This window comes from Thioclava sp. PTB-PU3-1 (assembly GCF_055666785.1).
The window spans coordinates 695,253-712,937 of record NZ_JBVNVL010000002.1 but is presented as its reverse complement, the minus strand read 5'-3'; the positions used below and the strand labels follow the sequence as shown (position 1 = coordinate 712,937).

The 17,685-nt window shown below is 65.9% G+C and carries 14 protein-coding genes and 2 tRNA genes; 5 read left to right on the top strand and 11 right to left on the bottom strand.

Features of this window, described 5'->3' with window-relative positions:
• Nucleotides 1–2: 2 nt before the first annotated feature.
• The 4 genes from ACZ7GB_RS08920 to ACZ7GB_RS08905 form a co-directional block, all read right to left on the bottom strand.
• Entirely contained in the window at nt 3–800 is a 798-nt protein-coding gene (locus ACZ7GB_RS08920; RefSeq protein ID WP_472158351.1) for a trypsin-like serine peptidase, read from the bottom strand.
• 69 nt (nt 801–869) lie between these two features.
• Nucleotides 870–2,147, bottom strand: a complete 1,278-nt coding sequence (gene glcF / locus ACZ7GB_RS08915) for a glycolate oxidase subunit GlcF (protein WP_472158349.1) — start codon at nt 2,145–2,147, stop codon at nt 870–872.
• Nucleotides 2,147–3,226: an FAD-binding protein gene (locus tag ACZ7GB_RS08910; protein ID WP_472158348.1), complete on the bottom strand. Its 1,080-nt coding sequence runs from the start codon at nt 3,224–3,226 to the stop codon at nt 2,147–2,149. The genes glcF and ACZ7GB_RS08910 overlap by 1 nt, the downstream gene beginning before the upstream one ends.
• Nucleotides 3,227–3,313: 87 nt before the next feature.
• On the bottom strand, nt 3,314–4,747 hold the full coding sequence (locus tag ACZ7GB_RS08905; RefSeq protein ID WP_078520196.1) for an FAD-linked oxidase C-terminal domain-containing protein: 1,434 nt from the start codon (nt 4,745–4,747) through the stop codon (nt 3,314–3,316).
• A gap of 81 nt (nt 4,748–4,828) precedes the next feature.
• Here ACZ7GB_RS08905 and ACZ7GB_RS08900 point away from each other — a divergent pair, with 81 nt between their 5' ends.
• The 5 genes from ACZ7GB_RS08900 (at nt 4,829) to ACZ7GB_RS08880 (ending at nt 8,460) form a co-directional block, all read left to right on the top strand.
• Nucleotides 4,829–5,530 (top strand): DUF599 domain-containing protein, encoded by a 702-nt coding sequence (locus ACZ7GB_RS08900; RefSeq protein ID WP_078547869.1) that lies wholly within the window; start codon nt 4,829–4,831, stop codon nt 5,528–5,530.
• Between the two features lie 90 nt (nt 5,531–5,620).
• Nucleotides 5,621–7,363: a single-stranded-DNA-specific exonuclease RecJ gene (recJ, locus tag ACZ7GB_RS08895; protein WP_472158346.1), complete on the top strand. Its 1,743-nt coding sequence runs from the start codon at nt 5,621–5,623 to the stop codon at nt 7,361–7,363.
• A 171-nt stretch (nt 7,364–7,534) separates the two neighbouring features.
• A tRNA-Glu gene (locus ACZ7GB_RS08890) sits at nt 7,535–7,609 on the top strand.
• Nucleotides 7,610–7,636: 27 nt separating this feature from the next.
• Nucleotides 7,637–7,711, top strand: a tRNA-Glu gene (locus ACZ7GB_RS08885).
• A gap of 305 nt (nt 7,712–8,016) precedes the next feature.
• Nucleotides 8,017–8,460, top strand: a complete 444-nt coding sequence (locus tag ACZ7GB_RS08880) for a GNAT family N-acetyltransferase (RefSeq protein WP_472158345.1) — start codon at nt 8,017–8,019, stop codon at nt 8,458–8,460.
• A 125-nt stretch (nt 8,461–8,585) separates the two neighbouring features.
• On the opposite strand, the gene ACZ7GB_RS08875 is transcribed toward ACZ7GB_RS08880, so the two are convergent.
• From ACZ7GB_RS08875 to ACZ7GB_RS08845, 7 genes are all read right to left on the bottom strand, one after another.
• Nucleotides 8,586–10,946, bottom strand: a complete 2,361-nt coding sequence (locus ACZ7GB_RS08875) for an aldehyde dehydrogenase family protein (RefSeq protein WP_472158344.1) — start codon at nt 10,944–10,946, stop codon at nt 8,586–8,588.
• 11 nt (nt 10,947–10,957) lie between these two features.
• Nucleotides 10,958–11,965, bottom strand: a complete 1,008-nt coding sequence (gene deoC / locus ACZ7GB_RS08870; RefSeq protein WP_472158471.1) for a deoxyribose-phosphate aldolase — start codon at nt 11,963–11,965, stop codon at nt 10,958–10,960.
• Nucleotides 11,966–12,069: 104 nt separating this feature from the next.
• Nucleotides 12,070–13,002, bottom strand: a complete 933-nt coding sequence (gene rbsK / locus ACZ7GB_RS08865; protein WP_472158342.1) for a ribokinase — start codon at nt 13,000–13,002, stop codon at nt 12,070–12,072.
• Nucleotides 12,995–14,089, bottom strand: coding sequence for a DUF4432 family protein (locus ACZ7GB_RS08860; RefSeq protein WP_078601679.1), 1,095 nt, complete (start codon nt 14,087–14,089; stop codon nt 12,995–12,997). The genes rbsK and ACZ7GB_RS08860 overlap by 8 nt, the downstream gene beginning before the upstream one ends.
• 1 nt (nt 14,090) lies before the next feature.
• Nucleotides 14,091–15,113 (bottom strand): ABC transporter permease, encoded by a 1,023-nt coding sequence (locus tag ACZ7GB_RS08855; RefSeq protein ID WP_078549734.1) that lies wholly within the window; start codon nt 15,111–15,113, stop codon nt 14,091–14,093.
• A 16-nt stretch (nt 15,114–15,129) separates the two neighbouring features.
• Complete coding sequence (locus ACZ7GB_RS08850) at nt 15,130–16,107, bottom strand: ABC transporter permease (protein ID WP_472158341.1); 978 nt, start codon at nt 16,105–16,107, stop codon at nt 15,130–15,132.
• The gene (locus ACZ7GB_RS08845; protein ID WP_152844821.1) at nt 16,104–17,618 is read right to left on the bottom strand and encodes a sugar ABC transporter ATP-binding protein; all 1,515 of its coding nucleotides are present in this window, start codon (nt 17,616–17,618) and stop codon (nt 16,104–16,106) included. Before ACZ7GB_RS08845 ends, ACZ7GB_RS08850 begins: the two co-directional genes overlap by 4 nt.
• Between the last annotated feature and the right edge of the window lie 67 nt (nt 17,619–17,685).

The following is a 17,685-nucleotide window of genomic DNA, read 5'->3' as shown; positions in this document are numbered from 1 at the left end:
GCTTACTTCGCCTTGATGAATTTTGCCCCGCCCGCGCGAATTTCGCGGGTGGTGGCGACGTTGTCACGGCTCTCGATAGCCTGCCGCAGATCGGCGACCCCATTGGCCAGCGCCCCGATCGAGACCGGGCGCGCGCCCATCTCGGCCTTGGCGGAGACCACCGAGACGATCTCGGGGCGACCATTGGCGAAGCTGAAGACCGGCGAGCCGGAGGCCCCGAAATCGGCCGAACAGCTCATCACTACCGTCGCGCCCGCACGTTCCAGCACCGAGCAATCGCGTTGCAGCGACGGCGCCTCCGAGCGGCCCTGCGCATAGGACAGAACGCCCACTTCCTCGCCGCGATAGGGCGCGCTGCGCGACACTTCGAACGGCTGAAGCTGCGGCAGACGGATCGGCTGGGCGAGCTTGATCAGCGCCAGATCGAATTCCGAACGCTTCACGCCGACCGGCCCACCGTAGTGATAGGAGGGGTGCAGCACCGCGCGCGACACCTTGCGATAGGCCTCGGCACGACCGTTGCGCCAGCCCGCACGAAACTCGATCTCGCGCGCATCGATCAGCGCGCCGCTGCGCTTGTCATAGAGGCAATGCCCCGCCGTCAAAACCAGATCAGGCGCGATCAGCGTGCCGGTGCAAAAACTACCATGGCCCAGATCGAGCCGCCCCACCGCCTCCCAGCCGCGCGTATCGTCGCCGGTTTCCAGCGCCCGCAAGGGCGTCGCGTGAGTGATCGTCTCGGCCCGCGCCAGCACAGGCAGAGCGGTCAGACAGGCAAGAGCGAGAGCAAAAAGGCGCATCGGGGCTCCGAAGATTGCGGGGCGTTTGATCTTGCGTAGCGCCCCGATGCGGCCAGATTGTGGCGTGGATCAGGCCTGCGCAAGCGCCGGCGGCTTCGGCCCGCCCGTGGCCCAGTCCAAAAGTTCGACAGTGTGGACTACGGGTACCTCAGTGCCGCCGCCGATCTGCACCATGCAGCCGATATTGCCCGCCGCGATCACCTCGGGCTGTTTCGCCTCGAGCGTCGCCACCTTGCGCTTTTTCAGTTCGTCGGAAATCTCCGGCTGCAGCAGGTTATAGGTACCCGCCGAGCCGCAGCACAGATGGCTGTCGGCAGGCTCGACCACCTCGAACCCGGCTTGTTTCAGCAGGTCCTTAGGCGCGGATTTGATCTGCTGGCCGTGCTGGAGCGAACAGGCCGCGTGATAGGCCACACGCATCCCGCCCTTACCCTCGGGCAGGCCGACTTTCACAAGGAATTCCGACACATCGCAGGCCAGACCCGCGACCTTCGCAGCCTCCTCGGCCATCGGATCGTTGCGGAAGATATGCCCGTAATCCTTCACCGTGGTGCCGCAGCCCGAGGTGTTGATGATCACCGCATCCAGATCACCCTCGCTCAGATAGGCGCGGATATTGCGCGCGGCCTGCGAATGGCTCTCGTCCTCGCGGCCCATGTGATGCGAAAGCGCCCCGCAACAGCCGAGATTCTTCGGGATCACCACCTCGCAGCCCAGCCGCCGCAGAAGCCGGATCGTCGCGTCGTTGATATCGGTGTTGAGCGCCCGCTGCGCGCAGCCGATCTGCAGCGCCACGCGGTACTTCTTCTCCCCCATCGGGGCGAAGACCTGCGCGTCATCGTTACGGCTGACCGGCGGGATGGTCTTCGGCGCCATGCCCACCATCGCGCGCAGCCGCTTATCCGGCAGCAGCCCCGCGAAGGGTTTCGCGAGTTTCGCCCCGCCCATCGCCAGCCGGAAGCGGCCCGGATAGGGCACGATCTTCGCCAGTGTCCAGCGCAGCAGACGGTCCATCATCGGGCGCTTGTAGGTCTTCTCGACATGGGCGCGCGCATGGTCGATCAGATGCATGTAATGCACGCCCGAAGGACAGGTCGTCATGCAGGCCAGACAGCTCAGGCAACGGTCGAGATGCTTGACCGTCTTCTCATCCGCGGGCCGGTCGTTCTCCAGCATATCCTTGATCAGGTAGATGCGCCCGCGCGGGCTATCCAACTCGTCGCCCAGCACCTGATAGGAGGGGCAGGTCGCGGTGCAGAACCCGCAATGGACGCAGGCGCGCAGGATCTCGTTCGAGCGCGCGACGCCGGGATCTTTCAGCTGTTCGGGCGAAAAATTCGTCTGCATCAGCCCATCCTTCCGGGGTTCAGAATACCTTTGGGGTCGAATTGCGCCCGCAGCGCGGTGGTGAGCGTGGCGATCGGCGCGGGTTCGGGCTCGAAGGTCACGCCCGCCGCGCCCCGCATGCAGGTGGCATGGCCGGTGTAGGGGGAGGCCAGCGCACGGGCGTCGCTGCCTTCGGGCAGAAGCGCCCAGATCAGCCCGCCGCCCCAGTCGAGCAGCACCTCGCCACCCAGACGCGCGACGATCTCGGAGGCCTCCGACGGCTTCACCGAAAGCCGCCACAGATCGCCGTCCTTGCCGATAAACGGCTCCAGATCGCGCAGGCTTTGCCAGATCGCGGCCGAGCCCTCTTCCTCGACCCGCACCGGGCCGAAAGGCTCCATCAGTTTGCGCAACTGCGCCGCCCGGTAGGCGACGGATTCGGCCAGCCCCTCGACCCGCACCACCGCACCGTGACCGGGCAGCCAGCCCGCACCGGACACGTCGTAGGGCGAGCCCAAAGCCGCCGCCAGAGCCACCTGCGCGGCCCCTGCGGGCAAGTCGATCACAACCGTCGCCTGAGACGGGGCTGCTGGCAGCAGCTTGAAGGCCACCTCGCTCATCACCCCGAGCGTGCCCCAGCTTCCGGCCATCAGCTTAACCAGATCGTAGCCGGTGACGTTCTTCATCACCCGGCCACCGTTCTTCACGATCTGCCCGCGCCCATCGACGAACCGCGTCCCGATCAAGCTGTCGCGACAGGCCCCGGCCTGCACACGCCGCGGCCCCGAGACGTTCGCCGCCACGACACCGCCCACAGTGCTCTGTCCGCGCGCGCCCAGAACCGGCCCCCAGTTCGCAGGCTCGAAGGGCAGGCGCTGGCCCTCGGCAGCAATCGCCGCCTCGACTTCGGCCAAGGGTGTCCCCGCGCCCACGACCAGCGTCAGCGCGCCCGGCTCGTAGAGCGTGATGCCCGAAATCCCGACTTCCAGCGGCTCTCCCAGACACCGGCCCACAGGTCGCGTGCCGCCTCCGCGCACGGCCAGCGCACCACCCGCATCCCGGACGGCCTCGGCCAGCTGCGCCTCGCTCTCAACTCTCATGAAATCTGCCTTCCTCTTGGCAAAAATATCCCGGGGGCTCGCGTCAGCGAGCGGGGCAGCGCCCCTCCCGGCCCTCAGCTCGCGCCGTCAGCTCGCACGGCGGCTCGCGCTCGCGCCCAACGGAAACACCTTCGCCGGGTTCAGCAGCCATTTCGGATCGAACACGTCCTTCACCCGCATCTGCGCTTCAAGATCGGCGGGCTCGAACTGCACATCCATCAGATCGCGCTTCTCGATGCCCACGCCATGCTCACCGGTCAGGCAGCCGCCCGCCTCGACGCAAAGCTTCAGGATCTCCGCGCCCAGCTTTTCGCATTGCTCCTGCTGACCCGGCTCGTTGGCATTATAGAGGATCAGCGGGTGCATATTGCCGTCGCCCGCATGGAAGACATTCGCGACGTCCAGCCCGTAATCCTTCGACAGCTCGCCGATCCGGCGCAGCACGAAGGGCAGTTCCGAGACCGGGATCGTCCCGTCGAGGCACATGTAATCGTTGATCTGCCCCATCGCGCCGAAAGCGGATTTCCGGCCCAGCCAGATCCGCGCGGCCTCATCGGCCGATTGCGCCTCGCGGAACTCGACCGGCTCGTGACGGGTCGCGATCTGGCGGATCATGCCGATCTGCTCGTCGATCTCGGCCGGGCTGCCCTCGCATTCGACGATCAGCAGCGCCTCGCAATCGGGATAACCCGCATGACAGAAGGCCTCGGTCGCGACGATGCAGGGCCGGTCCATGAACTCGATCGCGACCGGCAGGATGCCCGCCTTGATGATATCGGCTACGCAGGCCCCCGCGACTTCGTTGGAGTTGAACCCGATCAGCACGGGGCGCGCGCCTTCGGGCTTGGGCAGGATCTTCAGCGTAGCCTCGGTCACGACGCCCAACTGCCCCTCCGAGCCGCAGATCAGCCCCAGAAGATCGAGCCCGCCAGCGTCAAGATACGGCCCGCCGATCTCGACCACCTCGCCTTCCATCGTGACCAGCGTCACGCCGAGCAGGTTATTCGTGGTCACCCCGTATTTCAGACAATGCGCGCCGCCGGAATTCATCGCGATATTGCCCGAGATCGCACAGGCGAGCTGCGAGGACGGATCGGGCGCGTAGAACCAGCCGTCGCTTTCCACCGCCCCGGTCACCGAGAGGTTCGTGCGCCCCGCCTCGACCCGGATGAAGCGGTTGGTGTAATCGGTCTCGAGCACGGCATTCATCCGCGCGAGGCCCAGCACCACCGAATCCGCCTGCGGCATCGAACCGCCCGCAAGCGAGGTGCCCGCGCCGCGCGGCACCACCGGCACGCCCAGCTCGTGACAGGCCTTCAGCGCCGCCGCGACCTCCGCCGTCGAGCGCGGCAGCACCACGCCCAGCGGCTGGCAGCGATAGGCCGAAAGCGCATCACATTCATAGGCGCGCGTCTCGCTGGGATCGTCGATCACCGCATCCGCGGGCAGAACCTCGCGCAGGCGGGCGATGATCTGCGGCTTGCGCGCCAGCAGATCCTCCTTCGGCTTGGGCATTTCCATGGCAAACTCCTCCCGGTTGGTCAGAAAATATAACCAATAAGCCCCGGTGACAAGAGAAGCTGCATCGCGCTAACTGTCGATATGATGACGACGTTTCATATCGGCCCGCTGGGGCCGCTCGACCTCGCGGCGCTCGCCCTTCTGGTCGCCTGCTGGATGGGGATCGGCTGGACGACCGAACATCCGAGTGCCGCCCGCCCGTCGATGGGCAAACTGATGGAGAGTTACCGTCGCGAATGGATGCGCCAGCTTGTGACGCGCCAGCCGCGGATCTTCGATTCGGCGATGGTGGACGGGCTGCGGCAGTCTACGACCTTCTTCGCCTCCTCCTCGCTGATCGCCATCGGTGCCGGGCTGGCGCTGATCGCGAATCCGCAGCCGCTCGCGAATCTCGCCGATGATTTCGACATCGCGCGCGGGCCCGATCTGCTCTGGGAGGCGCGCATCCTCACCGCCGTTCTGTTCGGGGCGAATGCGTTTTTGAAATTCGTCTGGTCGCACAGGCTGTTTTCCTATGCCGCGATCGCAATGGCGGCGGTGCCCAATGAGCCCGAGGACCCGCTGGCCTATCCGCGCGCCGAGCAGGCGGCGCAGGTGAACATCAACGCCGCGAAAAGCTTCAATCGCGGGCTGCGCTCGGTCTATTTCGCGCTGGCGACGCTGGCGTGGCTGCTGGGGCCCTATGCGCTCATTGCGGCGACGCTGTTCACGACGGGGATGCTCTGGCGGCGCGAATTCGCCTCGGACTCGCGCCAAGCGCTGCTGCAAGACATTCCGGAGTGAGGGCCCGAATGACGGCCTGAGTGACAGCCCGAGCAAGCTCCGCTTCATAGTGGCTGGCAGGGCTCGCGTGATTTGGCTACACCCAAAGGCATGAGCAGTTTCCTTTCCGTCGAGCAATCCCTGACAGGCCGCCGTTGGATCGGCCCCACACCCGAGGCCGACCGGCTGGCCGAGGCGATGGCGCAACAGACGCGCCTGCCTCTGCCGCTCGCTCGTATCCTCGTCGCGCGTGGCGTCACGCCGGAGGAGAGCGAGGGCTTCCTCGAACCCACTATCCGCGAGCTGCTCCCCGACCCGCGCAGCTTACGCGACATGGAGCAGGCAGCCGCGCGCTTTCTCAAGGCAGTGAAGTCCGGCGAGAAGATCGCGGTCTTTGCGGATTACGACGTCGATGGCGGCTCCTCGGCGGCGCTGCTGATCAATTGGCTGCGCGCGATGGGGCGCGAGGCGACGCTTTATATTCCCGACCGGATCGACGAGGGCTACGGGCCGAACGTGCCCGCGATGGAAAGTCTCGGCGCCGAGCATCCGCTGATCGTCTGCGTCGATTGCGGCACGCTGAGCCACGAACCTGTGGCCGCCGCGAAACCCGCCGATGTCGTCATTCTCGACCACCACCTGGGCGGCGAGACCCTGCCGCCCGCGCTGGCCGTGGTGAACCCCAACCGTCAGGACGAGACCGGCGAGCTGGGCCATCTCTGCGCGGCCTCGGTCGTCTTCCTGATGCTGGTGGAGGCGAACCGGCAACTGCGCGACGAAGGCGTGCAGGGGCCGCCGCTGATGACGCTTCTCGATCTGGTGGCGCTGGCGACGGTGGCAGATGTCGCGCCGCTCACGGGCTGCAACCGGGCGCTGGTGCGTCAGGGTCTCAAGATCATGGCTCGGCGCGAACGGCCCGGCCTCGTGGCGCTGTCGGATGTGGCGCGGCTCGACCGCGCGCCCGCCGCCTATCATCTGGGCTTCGTGCTTGGCCCGCGGATCAATGCGGGCGGACGGATCGGCGCGGCCGATCTGGGCGCGCAGCTGCTGTCGACAACCGACCCGCACGAGGCGCAATCCATCGCCGAGCGGCTCGACCAGCTCAACACCGAGCGCCGAGAGGTCGAGAACGCCGTGCGGGAAGCCGCACTGACACAAGCCGAGGAGCGTGGCCTGAACGCGCCACTGGTCTGGGCGGCGGGTGCTGGCTGGCACCCGGGCGTCGTGGGCATCGTGGCCGCGCGGCTGAAAGAGGCGACGAACCGCCCGTCGGTCGTGATTGGCGTGGATGACGGGATCGGCAAAGGCTCGGCCCGTTCGGTCGCGGGCGTCGATATCGGGGCCGCGATCCAACGCGTCGCTGCCGAGGGACTGCTGCTGAAAGGCGGCGGGCACAAGATGGCCGCGGGCCTCACGGTCGAGGAAGACAAGCTGGAGCCCGCGATGGCGCGCCTGTCGGAGCTTCTGGCCAAACAGGGCGCGGGCGAAATCGGACCGCGCGACCTGCGCCTCGACGGGATGCTGATGCCGGGCGCCGCGACGCCGCAGCTAATCGAAGATCTGGACCGCGCAGGCCCCTTCGGCCAGGGCGCCCCTGCCCCGCGTTTCGCCTTCGCAGATATGGAGGTCGTGGGCGCGCGCCGGATCGGAGAAAGCCACCTGCGTTTCAATTTCGGCGACGGTATGGGCGGGCGGATCGAGGCGATCTGCTTCGGCGCCTTCGACGGCCCGCTCGGCCCCGCGCTGAGCCAGCCGGGCGCGCAGCGCTTCCACCTCGCCGGGCGGCTGGAGATCAACACATGGGGCGGGCGCAACAAGGTGCAGCTGCGCCTCGAAGACGCCGCCGAAGCGTAACCGCTACCCCGCCACCGCACGCGGAAAAGGACTGTAATTCCAAGGCTTCCAACCTGCCGTAACGGAGGGGCAAAAACTTTCCGAAAATCCGCAATTACCCTCTTGCGAGTCACGGTTCTCTGGCCTAAACACCGCTCCACCTTAGGCAGGTATGCCCGGAAGGTTCAGAGTGGTCCGTTCGTCTATCGGTTAGGACGCCAGGTTTTCAACCTGGAAAGAGGGGTTCGATTCCCCTACGGACTGCCACTTCCGAGCCCTGACTGAGCGTTGTGCGGTCCGTTCGTCTATCGGTTAGGACGCCAGGTTTTCAACCTGGAAAGAGGGGTTCGATTCCCCTACGGACTGCCAATACTCCCCTGATTTCAAAACGATTTCGTCACGCGCTGTTTGGTCGCGCGTGTTTGCGTTTATCGCCTGGCATGGCTTTGCGCGCGTCGATCCCGCATGAAAAAGCGGCCCGTTTTGGGGGCCAACCCTTTGCAGTAGATGGTGCAGCGTGGGGCCTAACGCCTTGTAGGCGCGACGCCATGTCGATCAGCAGCTCCCGACATGATCTTCGGGAGCCGTCTGCGGCAGATGTCGGCTAGGCGTGACGAAGCTGCTGTTGCGGGAAAATGCGGCGTCGGTAATCTAGAGGCGGAGAGTGAGGAAGCATGATCGAGATCAGGCAAGCGATGGAGGCCGATGCTGTTGAGGCGGTAAGCACCCTGCGTCGCTCAATCACCGAACTCTGTGTTGCAGATCATCAGAACGATCCGTCCGAAATCGAAGACTGGCTTGGCAACAAGACAGTTGAGACCTGGCGACAGTGGATCGCGCGGGATGACGCCGTGGTGCTGGTGGCCGAGCGGGACAGGAAGATCATAGGGGTCGGGATGGCCTCCCTGAGCGGCGACATCCTCTTGACCTATGTCCATCCCGATGCCCGCTTTGGTGGCGTCAGCAAAGCTATTCTCTCAGGCTTGGAGGACGTCTTGCGCGCGCATGGCATCCGGCGCTGCCGTTTGGAAAGCACCGTTACGGCCCGGCCATTCTACGAAAGCTGCGGCTTCCGGGCAGAAGGCGGTGACGCGCACCTGCTCTCGAAATCCCTGTAGTTGCGGGGCTCGTGAAGGGCTCGAAGCGACGATTGCGCTTCGAGCCCTTCACGTTTCTCACGCGCACCATTTACTGAGAAGGCCTGACCTCTCGGAGCCGCTTTCTCGATGCTCTGTCAGAGGCCTCACGCGCCGTAGGGCACCCAGATGTTCTTCACCTGCGTCGCGCGGTCGAGGAACAGGCGCCCCTGCCCCGCACGGGCTCCCCAGTCGCGTGCGTCATCGGCTTCGACCCAAGTCTGCTTGAGGTTTCCGGCGCTTTGCGCCTCGACCATCTGGCAGCCCTCGGCATTGCCGAAATACCACATCGCATCGACGCCATCATGCGCCGCCAGCGTCTTCGCCAGCTCGTCGCGCGGGCCGGTGACGATGTTGACCACGCCGCCCGGCACGTCGGAAGTGTCGAGCACCTGATAGAGGTCGGTCGCGGCCAGCGGATGCGTCTGGCTCGGAACCAGCACCACGCGGTTGCCCATCGCGATCGCGGGCAGCACCAGCGAGATCGCCCCCAGAAGCGGCTGCGCAGTGGGGGCCACCAGCCCCATTACCCCGATCGGCTCGTTCATCGCGAGCGTCACGAACTCGGACTTCGTCGCGTGGACCGCGCCGTCGAACTTGTCGGCCTGGGCTGCATACCAGAAGCAGCGCTCGACCGCCGTCTCGACCTCGGCCTCGGCGGCTTTGCGCGAGGCGCCGAAGCTTTCCAGACGGGCCGCGAATTCCACGCCGCGCGCCGAGAGGTTCTCGCCGATGTAATAGAGCACCTGCGCCCGGTTATGGCCCGTGGCCTTGCCCCAGCCCTTGGCCTTATGCGCCGCCTCGACCGCGTTGCGGATGTCCTTGCGGTTGCCGAGCCCTGCGAGCCCCACGACCGCCTTGCCGCCCTTCACCTGATAGCTGTAGCCGCTATCGGGCCGCGCTTGCTTGCCGCCGACATAGAGCTTCGCGGTGCGGTCGATCTCGCCGCCCTTGATCGTGTCTGCGGGGCCGGTTTCCAGTTCGGCGGGGGTCGTTCCCTTACCTTTGCCGGTCGCCGCCGCGGGGTTGCGCAGATAGGCACGCATGCCTTCGCGCCCGCCCTCGCGGCCGAAGCCGCTCTCGCGATAGCCGCCGAAGCCCGCGCCCGCGTCGAAGATGTTCGTGGAGTTGATCCAGACGATCCCGGCCTTCACCTGCCCCGCGATGTCGAGACACAGGTTCACGTTCTCCGACCAGATGCTGGCCGCCAGCCCGTAGCGCGTGTTGTTGGCCAGCGCCACGGCGTCCGACGGCGTGCGGAAGGTGGTGAGCGTGACCACGGGGCCGAAGATTTCCTCGGTCGCGAGAACGCTCGCAGGCTCCACATCCGTCACCAGCGTCGGCGGGAAGAAGCAGCCCTGCGGGGCTGCGCCTTGGATCAGCGTCGCGCCCTCGCTTGCGCCCTTCTCGACCAGATCGCGGATACGCGCGAGCTGCGAGGGGTGCACGATCGCGCCGATATCGGTGCTCTTGTCCATCGGATCGCCGGTGCGCAGCGTCTTCATCCGGGCGCGCAGCAGCGTCTCGAACCGCTCGGCCACCGCCTCAGCCACGAGGATGCGCGAGCCTGCGCAGCAGACCTGCCCCTGATTGAACCAGATCGCATCCACCACGCCTTCGACGGCGGCGTCCAGATCGGCATCCTCGAAGACGACGAAGGGCGATTTTCCGCCCAGTTCCAGCGTCAGCGCCTTGCCGGACCCGGCGGTGCGCTCGCGCAGAATGCGGCCCACATCGGTCGAGCCGGTGAAGGCCAGCTTGTCGATCCCCTCATGGCCGACGATGGCAGCACCGGTCTCGCCATCGCCGGTGACGATGTTGATCACGCCTTTCGGGATGCCGCATTCCTGCGCAATCTCGGCGAAGGCAAGCGCGGTCAGCGGCGTGTATTCGGCGGGCTTCAGCACGACCGTATTGCCAGCGGCCAGTGCGGGCGCGACCTTCCACGACAGCATCAGCAGCGGGAAGTTCCACGGGATGATCTGGCCGCAGACGCCCTGCGCGGCATGGCCCGGCAGTTCGTCTTCGAGGATCTCGGCCCAGCCCGCATGGTGATAGAAGTGGCGCGCGACCAGCGGAATGTCGATGTCGCGGCTCTCGCGGATCGGCTTGCCGCTATCCAGCGTCTCCAGCACCGCCAGAAGGCGCGAATGCTGCTGAATGTGCCGCGCCAAAGCGTAAAGGTGCTTCGCGCGCTGATGGCCCGACAGCTTTGCCCAACCGCTTTGCGCCTTGCGCGCGGCGGAGACGGCGGCATCCACGTCCGATGCGGTGCCTTGCGTGACACGCGCCAACACAGTGTCGCTCGCCGGATCGCGGGTTTCGAACAGATCGCCCGGCTTGGTCATCGCGCCGTCGATGAAATGGCCGAAGCCGCCCTCATGCTTGGCGAGCCATTTGCGCGCCTGGCTGTCGTCTTCGGGGGCCACGCCATACTCCATCGTTTCGAGGATGTTCTGAATGCTCATTTTGTCTCTCCTCAGGCCAGCGCGTGACGGCTGCTATCGGCGTAACGGCCGGTGACGTAATGCTCCAGCTGGCGCTCGATATCGCCCAGCATCGAGCTTGCGCCGAAGCGGAACAGGTCGGGGTTGAGCCAGTCGCGACCCAGCTCTTCTTTCATCAGGACCTGCCAGGCCAGCGCCTCTTTCGCCTGCTTCATCCCGCCTGCGGGTTTGAAGCCGATGCGGTGGCCGGTCGCCATCCCGTAATCGCGCAGCGCGCGCAGCATGGTCAGGCTGACGGGCAGCGTCGCGTTGACGCTTTCTTTGCCGGTCGAGGTCTTGATGAAATCGGCCCCCGCCTGCATCGCGACCATTGAGGCGGAATAGACGTTGTTCAGCGTCTCCAGCTCGCCGGTGGCCAGGATCGCCTTCATATGCGCGCCGCCACAGGCCTCGCGCATCGCCGCGATCTCGTCATGCAGGCCCTGCCAGTTCCGGGTCAGCGCCAGTTCGCGGTTGATCACGATGTCGATCTCGGCTGCGCCCTGCGCCACCGCCCAGCGGATTTCCTCGAGCCGCAGATGCAGCGGCATCAGACCTGCCGGGAAGCCCGTCGCGACCGAGGCCACGGGGATATTCGACCCTTCCAACGCCTTGACCGCATGCGGCACCATCGTCGGGTAGACGCAGACCGCGCCCACCGTCAGCTCGCCCGCGCTCAGGCCCAGCCCCGCCTCGATATGCGAAGCCAAGGGCTTGCGCGCCTTCGCGCAGAGGCGCTTCACCCGGCCCTCGGTATCGTCGCCCGCAAGCGTCGTCAGATCGACGCAGCGCACCGCATTGACCAGCCACGCCGCCTGATGCGCCTTCTTCACGCTGCGCCGCGTGGTCAGCGTCGCGCAGCGGCGCTCGGCGGCGGCGCGGTTGACGCGGTGGCCCTCGAACATGCCCACATCGAGCGCCATGCCGGGGTTGCGCGCATGCTCTCCCGCCGTATGGGCGGTGGGCACCAAAGCCCCTTCCGCGCGCGTCTCGGTTTTCATTTCGGTCTTCATTGCGTGTCTCCTAAATCGGGACTCGTCACAGCCTCGCCGCCACGTCCGGGATAATTCCCGGGCGTGCGCGATCGGGACAAGATCAGCATAAGTCAGCCGAGCCCATGCTCGGAAAGAAAGTCGTCGAATTCGGCGGGCGTCGCGTAGCTTGTTTGCGTGCCGCGACGCGTGATCGACAATGCGGCATAGCGCGCGGCACGGGTCAGCGCCGCGGTGGGCTCCATCCCTTGGCCAAGGAAATGCGCGAAGCTGCCGATGAAAGCGTCGCCCGCGCCGGTGGTATCGACCGGGCTTACCGAGACCGGGGCGATCTCTTCGACGGTGTCCGCGGTGATCCGGCGTGCACCGCGCCCGCCAAGCGTCACCACCACGTTGTGAATACCGCGTTCGATCAGGCTGCGCGCGGCGGCGATCACTTCCTCATCGGTGCCAGTGGGCAGACCCGAAAGCATCGCCAGCTCGCTCTCGTTCGGGCAGAACCAGTCGAGCCCATCGAGCCGCGCGATATCCAGATCGGGATGCGCAGGCGCGGGGTTGAGGATCGTCGTCACCCCTTCGCGCGCCCCGAAAGCCACGGTGTGATAGACGGTTTCCAGATCGACCTCGAGCTGCATCAGGATCGCGGAGGCTGCGCGCAACGTCTCGGCCGCCGCATCGACATCCGAAGGCGCCAGCGCCGCATTGGCGCCTTTCACGATCAGGATCGCATTCTCGCCATCGCGCTCGACGAAGATCGGCGCCACGCCCGAGGCCGAGCCTTCGACGGTGCGCACATGGGTCGTGTCGATCCCGTTGGTTTCCAGATTGGCGCGGACCTGCGGGCCGAACCCGTCATCGCCCACGCAGGTGACCATCGCCACATCCGAGCCCAGACGCGCGGCGGCAACCGCCTGGTTCGCGCCCTTGCCCCCGAAGCCCATTGCGAAATCGGGAGCTTCCAAGGTTTCGCCGCGACCCGGCATCCGGTCGATATAGGTCACCAGATCCATCATGTTCGAGCCGACGACGGCTATCTTCTCAGGCATTCTCTTTCTCCGTCAGGTCGGAAATCGTCTTGGCGAGCGCGGTGGTCTCGGCCTTGTCAGTATAGCCGAAGCGGGTCGCGAATTGCGCGGTCTCTCCGGCTGCGAGGCTGCGGACATGCCCCTTCGCCTTCTCCGCCGTGTAGCCCTCGGGCTCGCAGGTGGACGGCAGCGCGAAGGCCGCGACCGAGGCATCCTCGCCGTTTAGTATCCAGCGCGCGAGGTGGTCGAATTGATCGGGCCGCCAGCTCATCGAGAAGCCGTCGCCCGCGGGCCGCTCCAGAAGCGCATGGCTTTCGCCCGATGCATCGGCTGCGGGGCGCTCGATATAGAGAACCTGCTCGGGGTTCCATTTCTCGGGTGCGTCCAGCGTGGCGCTGTCTTCGGGCGCCTCGGCCAGCAGTTCGATGAAATCGGTATAGGCCCGCGTCGGCTGCACATGGGCGGGCACGTCGCGGCGGACGCGGGTACGCTCAGGCGTGAAGGGGGCCGCCTGATGAATGCGCCCGCCGCTCACGAAGGCGAAGTTCACATGGCACATATACATCAGGTCCATCGGCAGGGCGGAGCGGTTCTCGACCGCCATCGCCATCTCGATGAGCGTGTTTTCCCGCACCGTGATCGAGGGCATCGCCCGGTAATGCGGCCCGAAACCACGGATGTAATCGACGTGACCGCCAAGGCGCACAAAGGCGCCCTGCCCGTCTTCGCCGATCTCCAGATGGGCCGCATCCATCGAGGCGCAGGCCATCTCGCCATGCAGGGGATGGTCGTCCTGCGGCCCGGGGCAGCCGTTGCGCAGCAACCCAGAGTGATAGGCAAGGCAGCCATAGGTCTCGACGATCACCTGCGCCGGGCGCGGCTCGTCAAAGGCGCTGTCCATCGTCAGGCGCACCCCGTCGAACACCGCATCCCAGAGCATCTGGCCCATGTAAGGCAGCATCTCGACCCGGCCGCGCGGGGTGTCCACGCCGATCATCTCGATGCCAAGCGCGGTGCGCCAGCCGGTGACGGTGAAGCTGTCTGTCTTGGCGAGCACGCTCGGGGCCAGCCCGAACCGCTCGCGCGGAAGAGGAATGATCACGCTCATCTTACGCTCCTTTCCGGCGGCGCCAGGAATTGAGGGCGATCACCCCGATCAGGAAGGCGCCCCAGACGAAATCGATCAGGTGGTTCGAGACCCGCATCATCTGGAAGCCCGAGGACAACAGCGTCAGCGAGATCAGTGCAAGGGCGACGCCCAGCACATTGCCGCGACCGCCTGCGGGGTTGGTCCCGCCCAGCACCGCGATCAGCACCGCCTGCAGCAGGTAGGACGCGCCGTAATCCGACTTCGCCGCATTGGTCCGCGCCGACAGCAGGATCCCCGCCATCGCGGCCAGCATCCCCGTGAGCATGTAGGAATAGAGGATCATCTGGCCGCGCTTCACGCCCGCATAGACCGCCGCTTTCGGGTTGGTCCCGATCAGCTTCAGCCGCAGCCCGAAAGACGTCCGCGCTAGCAGGAGCGACAGCGCGATGCAGACCAGCACGAAGATCACCAGCGGCACCGGGATGCCCACGAGCTTGCCGTTGCCGATCGCGTTCCAACCCGGCGGGAAGCCGACGATTGCAGGCCCACCCGTCAGTACGAGGCACATTCCGATGAAAACTTGGCCGGTGCCCAGCGTCGCAAGGATCGGCGTGATCTTCAGCACCGAAATCAGGAAGCCGTTCAACAGCCCTGCCAGCAGCCCCACGATCAGCGCCGCGCTCACGCCCAGCGTCACCGGGCCGAGGCCCAATGCGCCCGAGCCGCCATCGCCCGCCATCGCGCCGAACAGCGTGCCCGCGGTGATGCCCGCAAGGTTCGCGACGCCCACGATCGAGAGGTCGATCCCCCCGGTCAGCATCGCGATCATCATCGCGATCGACAGGATGCCGAGCTCGGGCATGAAGAAGGCCATCGACTCGAAGTTGTAAGACGACAGGAACATCGAGGGCCGCAGCGCCGTCATCGCGATCAGCACCAGCACGCAGGATACGGCCAGCATCACATTGGTTTGTGCCGCCTCGCCCTTGAGCCAGCCGCGCAGGCCGGGCCGGGAGGTGGCGTTGGTCTTGGTCTCGCTCATCGTCATCTCCCCTGCCTCACACCAAAGCCCTGCGGTCGCGCAGCGCCGTCACGGTCACAGCCGCAACCAGCATCGCGCCCACGACGACCCGCTGCCATGTCGTATCGATCCCCATCAGGATCAGCGAATTCTGGATCATCACGAGGATGAACACGCCCAGCACCGTACCCAGCACCGTGCCGCGCCCGCCGAAGATCGACGCGCCGCCCAGCACCACCGCCGCGATCACGTCGAGCTCCAGCCCCACGAAGTCGCGCGGATTGGCGAGCCAGATCATCGAGCTGTGCAACAGCCCCGCAAAGCCCGCCAGAGCACCTGCCGTGACATAGACGAAGATCATCGTCTTACCGGTCGAGAAGCCCACGCGTTTCGCCGCTTCCGGGTCCGCGCCATAGGCATAGACCGACCGCCCGATCATCGTGTGCTTCAGCACCAGATGCAGCGCGACGGCGAGGCCCAGATAGATCACGATCATCGCGGTCAGCCCGTAGGTCGAGCCGTTCGCGCGTTCGAGCACGAATAGATCTGTCTTGCCGAAATTCACCAGCGCCTCGGGCATCTTGTTGATGTTCACGTTCGAGGTGCCGACGAGGCCCAACACCAGCCCGCGCACGACCGAGGCCGTGCCGAGTGTCACGATCAGCGGGATCATCTTGAACTTGTGGATGATGCCCGCGTTCATCAGGCCCAGAAGCCCGCCGATTATGATCGCCGAGGCGAAGGGCAGCACCAGCCCGTTATAATCGAGCGCCACCATCGAGCGGACTACGAGATACATTCCCGCGACCGCGAAGGCGGTGAAAGACACGTCGATCCCGCCCGAGATCATCACCAGCAGAACGCCAAGCGCCATGATGCCGATCACGACGTTTTCCTTGAGCAGGCTGAACAGGTTGGACATTTGCCAGAAGGCCGGGTTCACCAACCCGATGAAGATCATCGCGATCGTGAGGATCGCCAGGATGATCGCGTCGGAGCTGCGCAGGAATCTCATGCGGGCTCTCCTTGTTTCTCATTGGACAGCGCCGCGTCGAGCGCCTCTTCGGTCAGCGCGTCGCCCGCCAGTTCTCCGGTGATGCGGCCCTCGGTCATGCACAGCACGCGATTGCAGTTCGCAGCCAGCTCCGGCAGGTCGTCCGAGATCATTAGAACCGCCAGATCGTTATTGCGGGTCAGGTCCTGAATGATGCCGTGGATCTGCTCTTTCGAGCCGACATCGACGCCCACGGTCGGGCCGTTGAGGATCAGCACGCGTGCATCGGTCATCAGCCAGCGGCCGATCATCACGCGCTGTGCGTTCCCGCCCGAGAGCGTGCCCACCGGCACGTCGATCCCCGGCGCGGAAATCGCCATCTCGCCGAACATCTTGTGGGTCTCCTCCCCCGCCTTCTCGGCATCGAGCCACAGATGCGGCGCGAAACGGCTCAGCGAGGAAACGATGGCGTTGTCGCGGATCGAGCGGGTCAGGAAGAGCCCTTCCGACAGGCGATCCTCGGGCACATAGGCGATGCCCGCCGCGATCGCTTCGGGGACGTTCTTCGGCATCACGGGTTTGCCGTCGACCAGCATCTCGCCGGACATATCGCTGCGCAGACCGAAGATCGCCTGCGCGATGGCCTTGCGGCCTGCGCCGATCAGGCCGGACATGCCGACGATCTCGCCCGGCATCAGCGTCAGGTTGATGTCCTGCGCCTTGTCGCCGACGGTCACGTTGCGCAGCTCCAGCCGCGGTTCACGCCCGCTGACATCGGGGGCTTGGAAATGCCCCTGATGCAGGTCGCGCCCGGTCATCGCCCGGGTGATCGAGCGTTCGTCATAATCCGAGATCGGGCCTTCGGTGACCTTCTTGCCATTGCGGAAGACGGTGAGACGCTCGGAGATTTCCAGCATCTCGCGCATCTTGTGACTGACGAACAGCGTGGCGATGCCGTCGGCCTGCAGATCCCGCACGATGCGGAAGAGGCGTTCGACTTCGCGCCCCGTGAGCGTCGTCGTGGGCTCGTCCATGATGATCAGCCGCGCATCGGCGAGCATCGCGCGCGCAATCGCCACGATCTGGCGGCCCGCGGCGGGCAGCGTCTCGACGGTCGCATCGAGATCGAGCGTCACATCGAGCCGCGCCAGCACGTCGCGCGCCATCTTGCGCGCCCGGGTCCAGTCGATCCGGGTCTTGCCTTCGCGCAGGAAGGTGTTGAGCGCGAGGTTCTCGACCACCGTCAGTGTCGGGAACAGAGAGAAATCCTGGTAGATGACCTGCACGCCATGGGCGATCGAGGTCGCGGGGTCGAGCTTACCGACCGGTTTGCCGTCGATCAGGATCTCGCCCTCGTCGGGCTGATAGACGCCTGAGACGATCTTGATGAGGGTGGATTTGCCCGAGCCGTTCTCGCCGGCGAGGCAGTGGATGCGGGCAGCGTCGAGCGTCAGCGACACGTCATCGAGCGCGCGCACGCCGCCGAAGCGCTTCGAGATGTTGCGCAGCTCGATCAGGGGAGCGGTGGCCATGGGGGTCTCCTCGCAGGCAGGTCGGCAACGGGTGGCGCGATCGCGCGCGCCACCCGAGCTTGAGAAC

What these genes read in the sequence shown, in the direction of transcription:
- ACZ7GB_RS08875 (WP_472158344.1), bottom strand. Translation starts at nt 10,946, where the DNA reads ATGAGCATTCAGAACATCCTCGAAACGATGGAGTATGGCGTGGCCCCC.
- ACZ7GB_RS08855 (WP_078549734.1), bottom strand. Translation starts at nt 15,113, where the DNA reads ATGAGCGAGACCAAGACCAACGCCACCTCCCGGCCCGGCCTGCGCGGC.
- ACZ7GB_RS08920 (WP_472158351.1), bottom strand. Translation starts at nt 800, where the DNA reads ATGCGCCTTTTTGCTCTCGCTCTTGCCTGTCTGACCGCTCTGCCTGTG.
- ACZ7GB_RS08860 (WP_078601679.1), bottom strand. Translation starts at nt 14,089, where the DNA reads ATGAGCGTGATCATTCCTCTTCCGCGCGAGCGGTTCGGGCTGGCCCCG.
- ACZ7GB_RS08850 (WP_472158341.1), bottom strand. Translation starts at nt 16,107, where the DNA reads ATGAGATTCCTGCGCAGCTCCGACGCGATCATCCTGGCGATCCTCACG.
- ACZ7GB_RS08910 (WP_472158348.1), bottom strand. Translation starts at nt 3,226, where the DNA reads ATGAGAGTTGAGAGCGAGGCGCAGCTGGCCGAGGCCGTCCGGGATGCG.
- deoC (WP_472158471.1), bottom strand. Translation starts at nt 11,965, where the DNA reads ATGAAAACCGAGACGCGCGCGGAAGGGGCTTTGGTGCCCACCGCCCAT.
- glcF (WP_472158349.1), bottom strand. Translation starts at nt 2,147, where the DNA reads ATGCAGACGAATTTTTCGCCCGAACAGCTGAAAGATCCCGGCGTCGCG.
- ACZ7GB_RS08880 (WP_472158345.1), top strand. Translation starts at nt 8,017, where the DNA reads ATGATCGAGATCAGGCAAGCGATGGAGGCCGATGCTGTTGAGGCGGTA.
- ACZ7GB_RS08900 (WP_078547869.1), top strand. Translation starts at nt 4,829, where the DNA reads ATGATGACGACGTTTCATATCGGCCCGCTGGGGCCGCTCGACCTCGCG.
- ACZ7GB_RS08845 (WP_152844821.1), bottom strand. Translation starts at nt 17,618, where the DNA reads ATGGCCACCGCTCCCCTGATCGAGCTGCGCAACATCTCGAAGCGCTTC.
- rbsK (WP_472158342.1), bottom strand. Translation starts at nt 13,002, where the DNA reads ATGCCTGAGAAGATAGCCGTCGTCGGCTCGAACATGATGGATCTGGTG.
- ACZ7GB_RS08905 (WP_078520196.1), bottom strand. Translation starts at nt 4,747, where the DNA reads ATGGAAATGCCCAAGCCGAAGGAGGATCTGCTGGCGCGCAAGCCGCAG.
- recJ (WP_472158346.1), top strand. Translation starts at nt 5,621, where the DNA reads ATGAGCAGTTTCCTTTCCGTCGAGCAATCCCTGACAGGCCGCCGTTGG.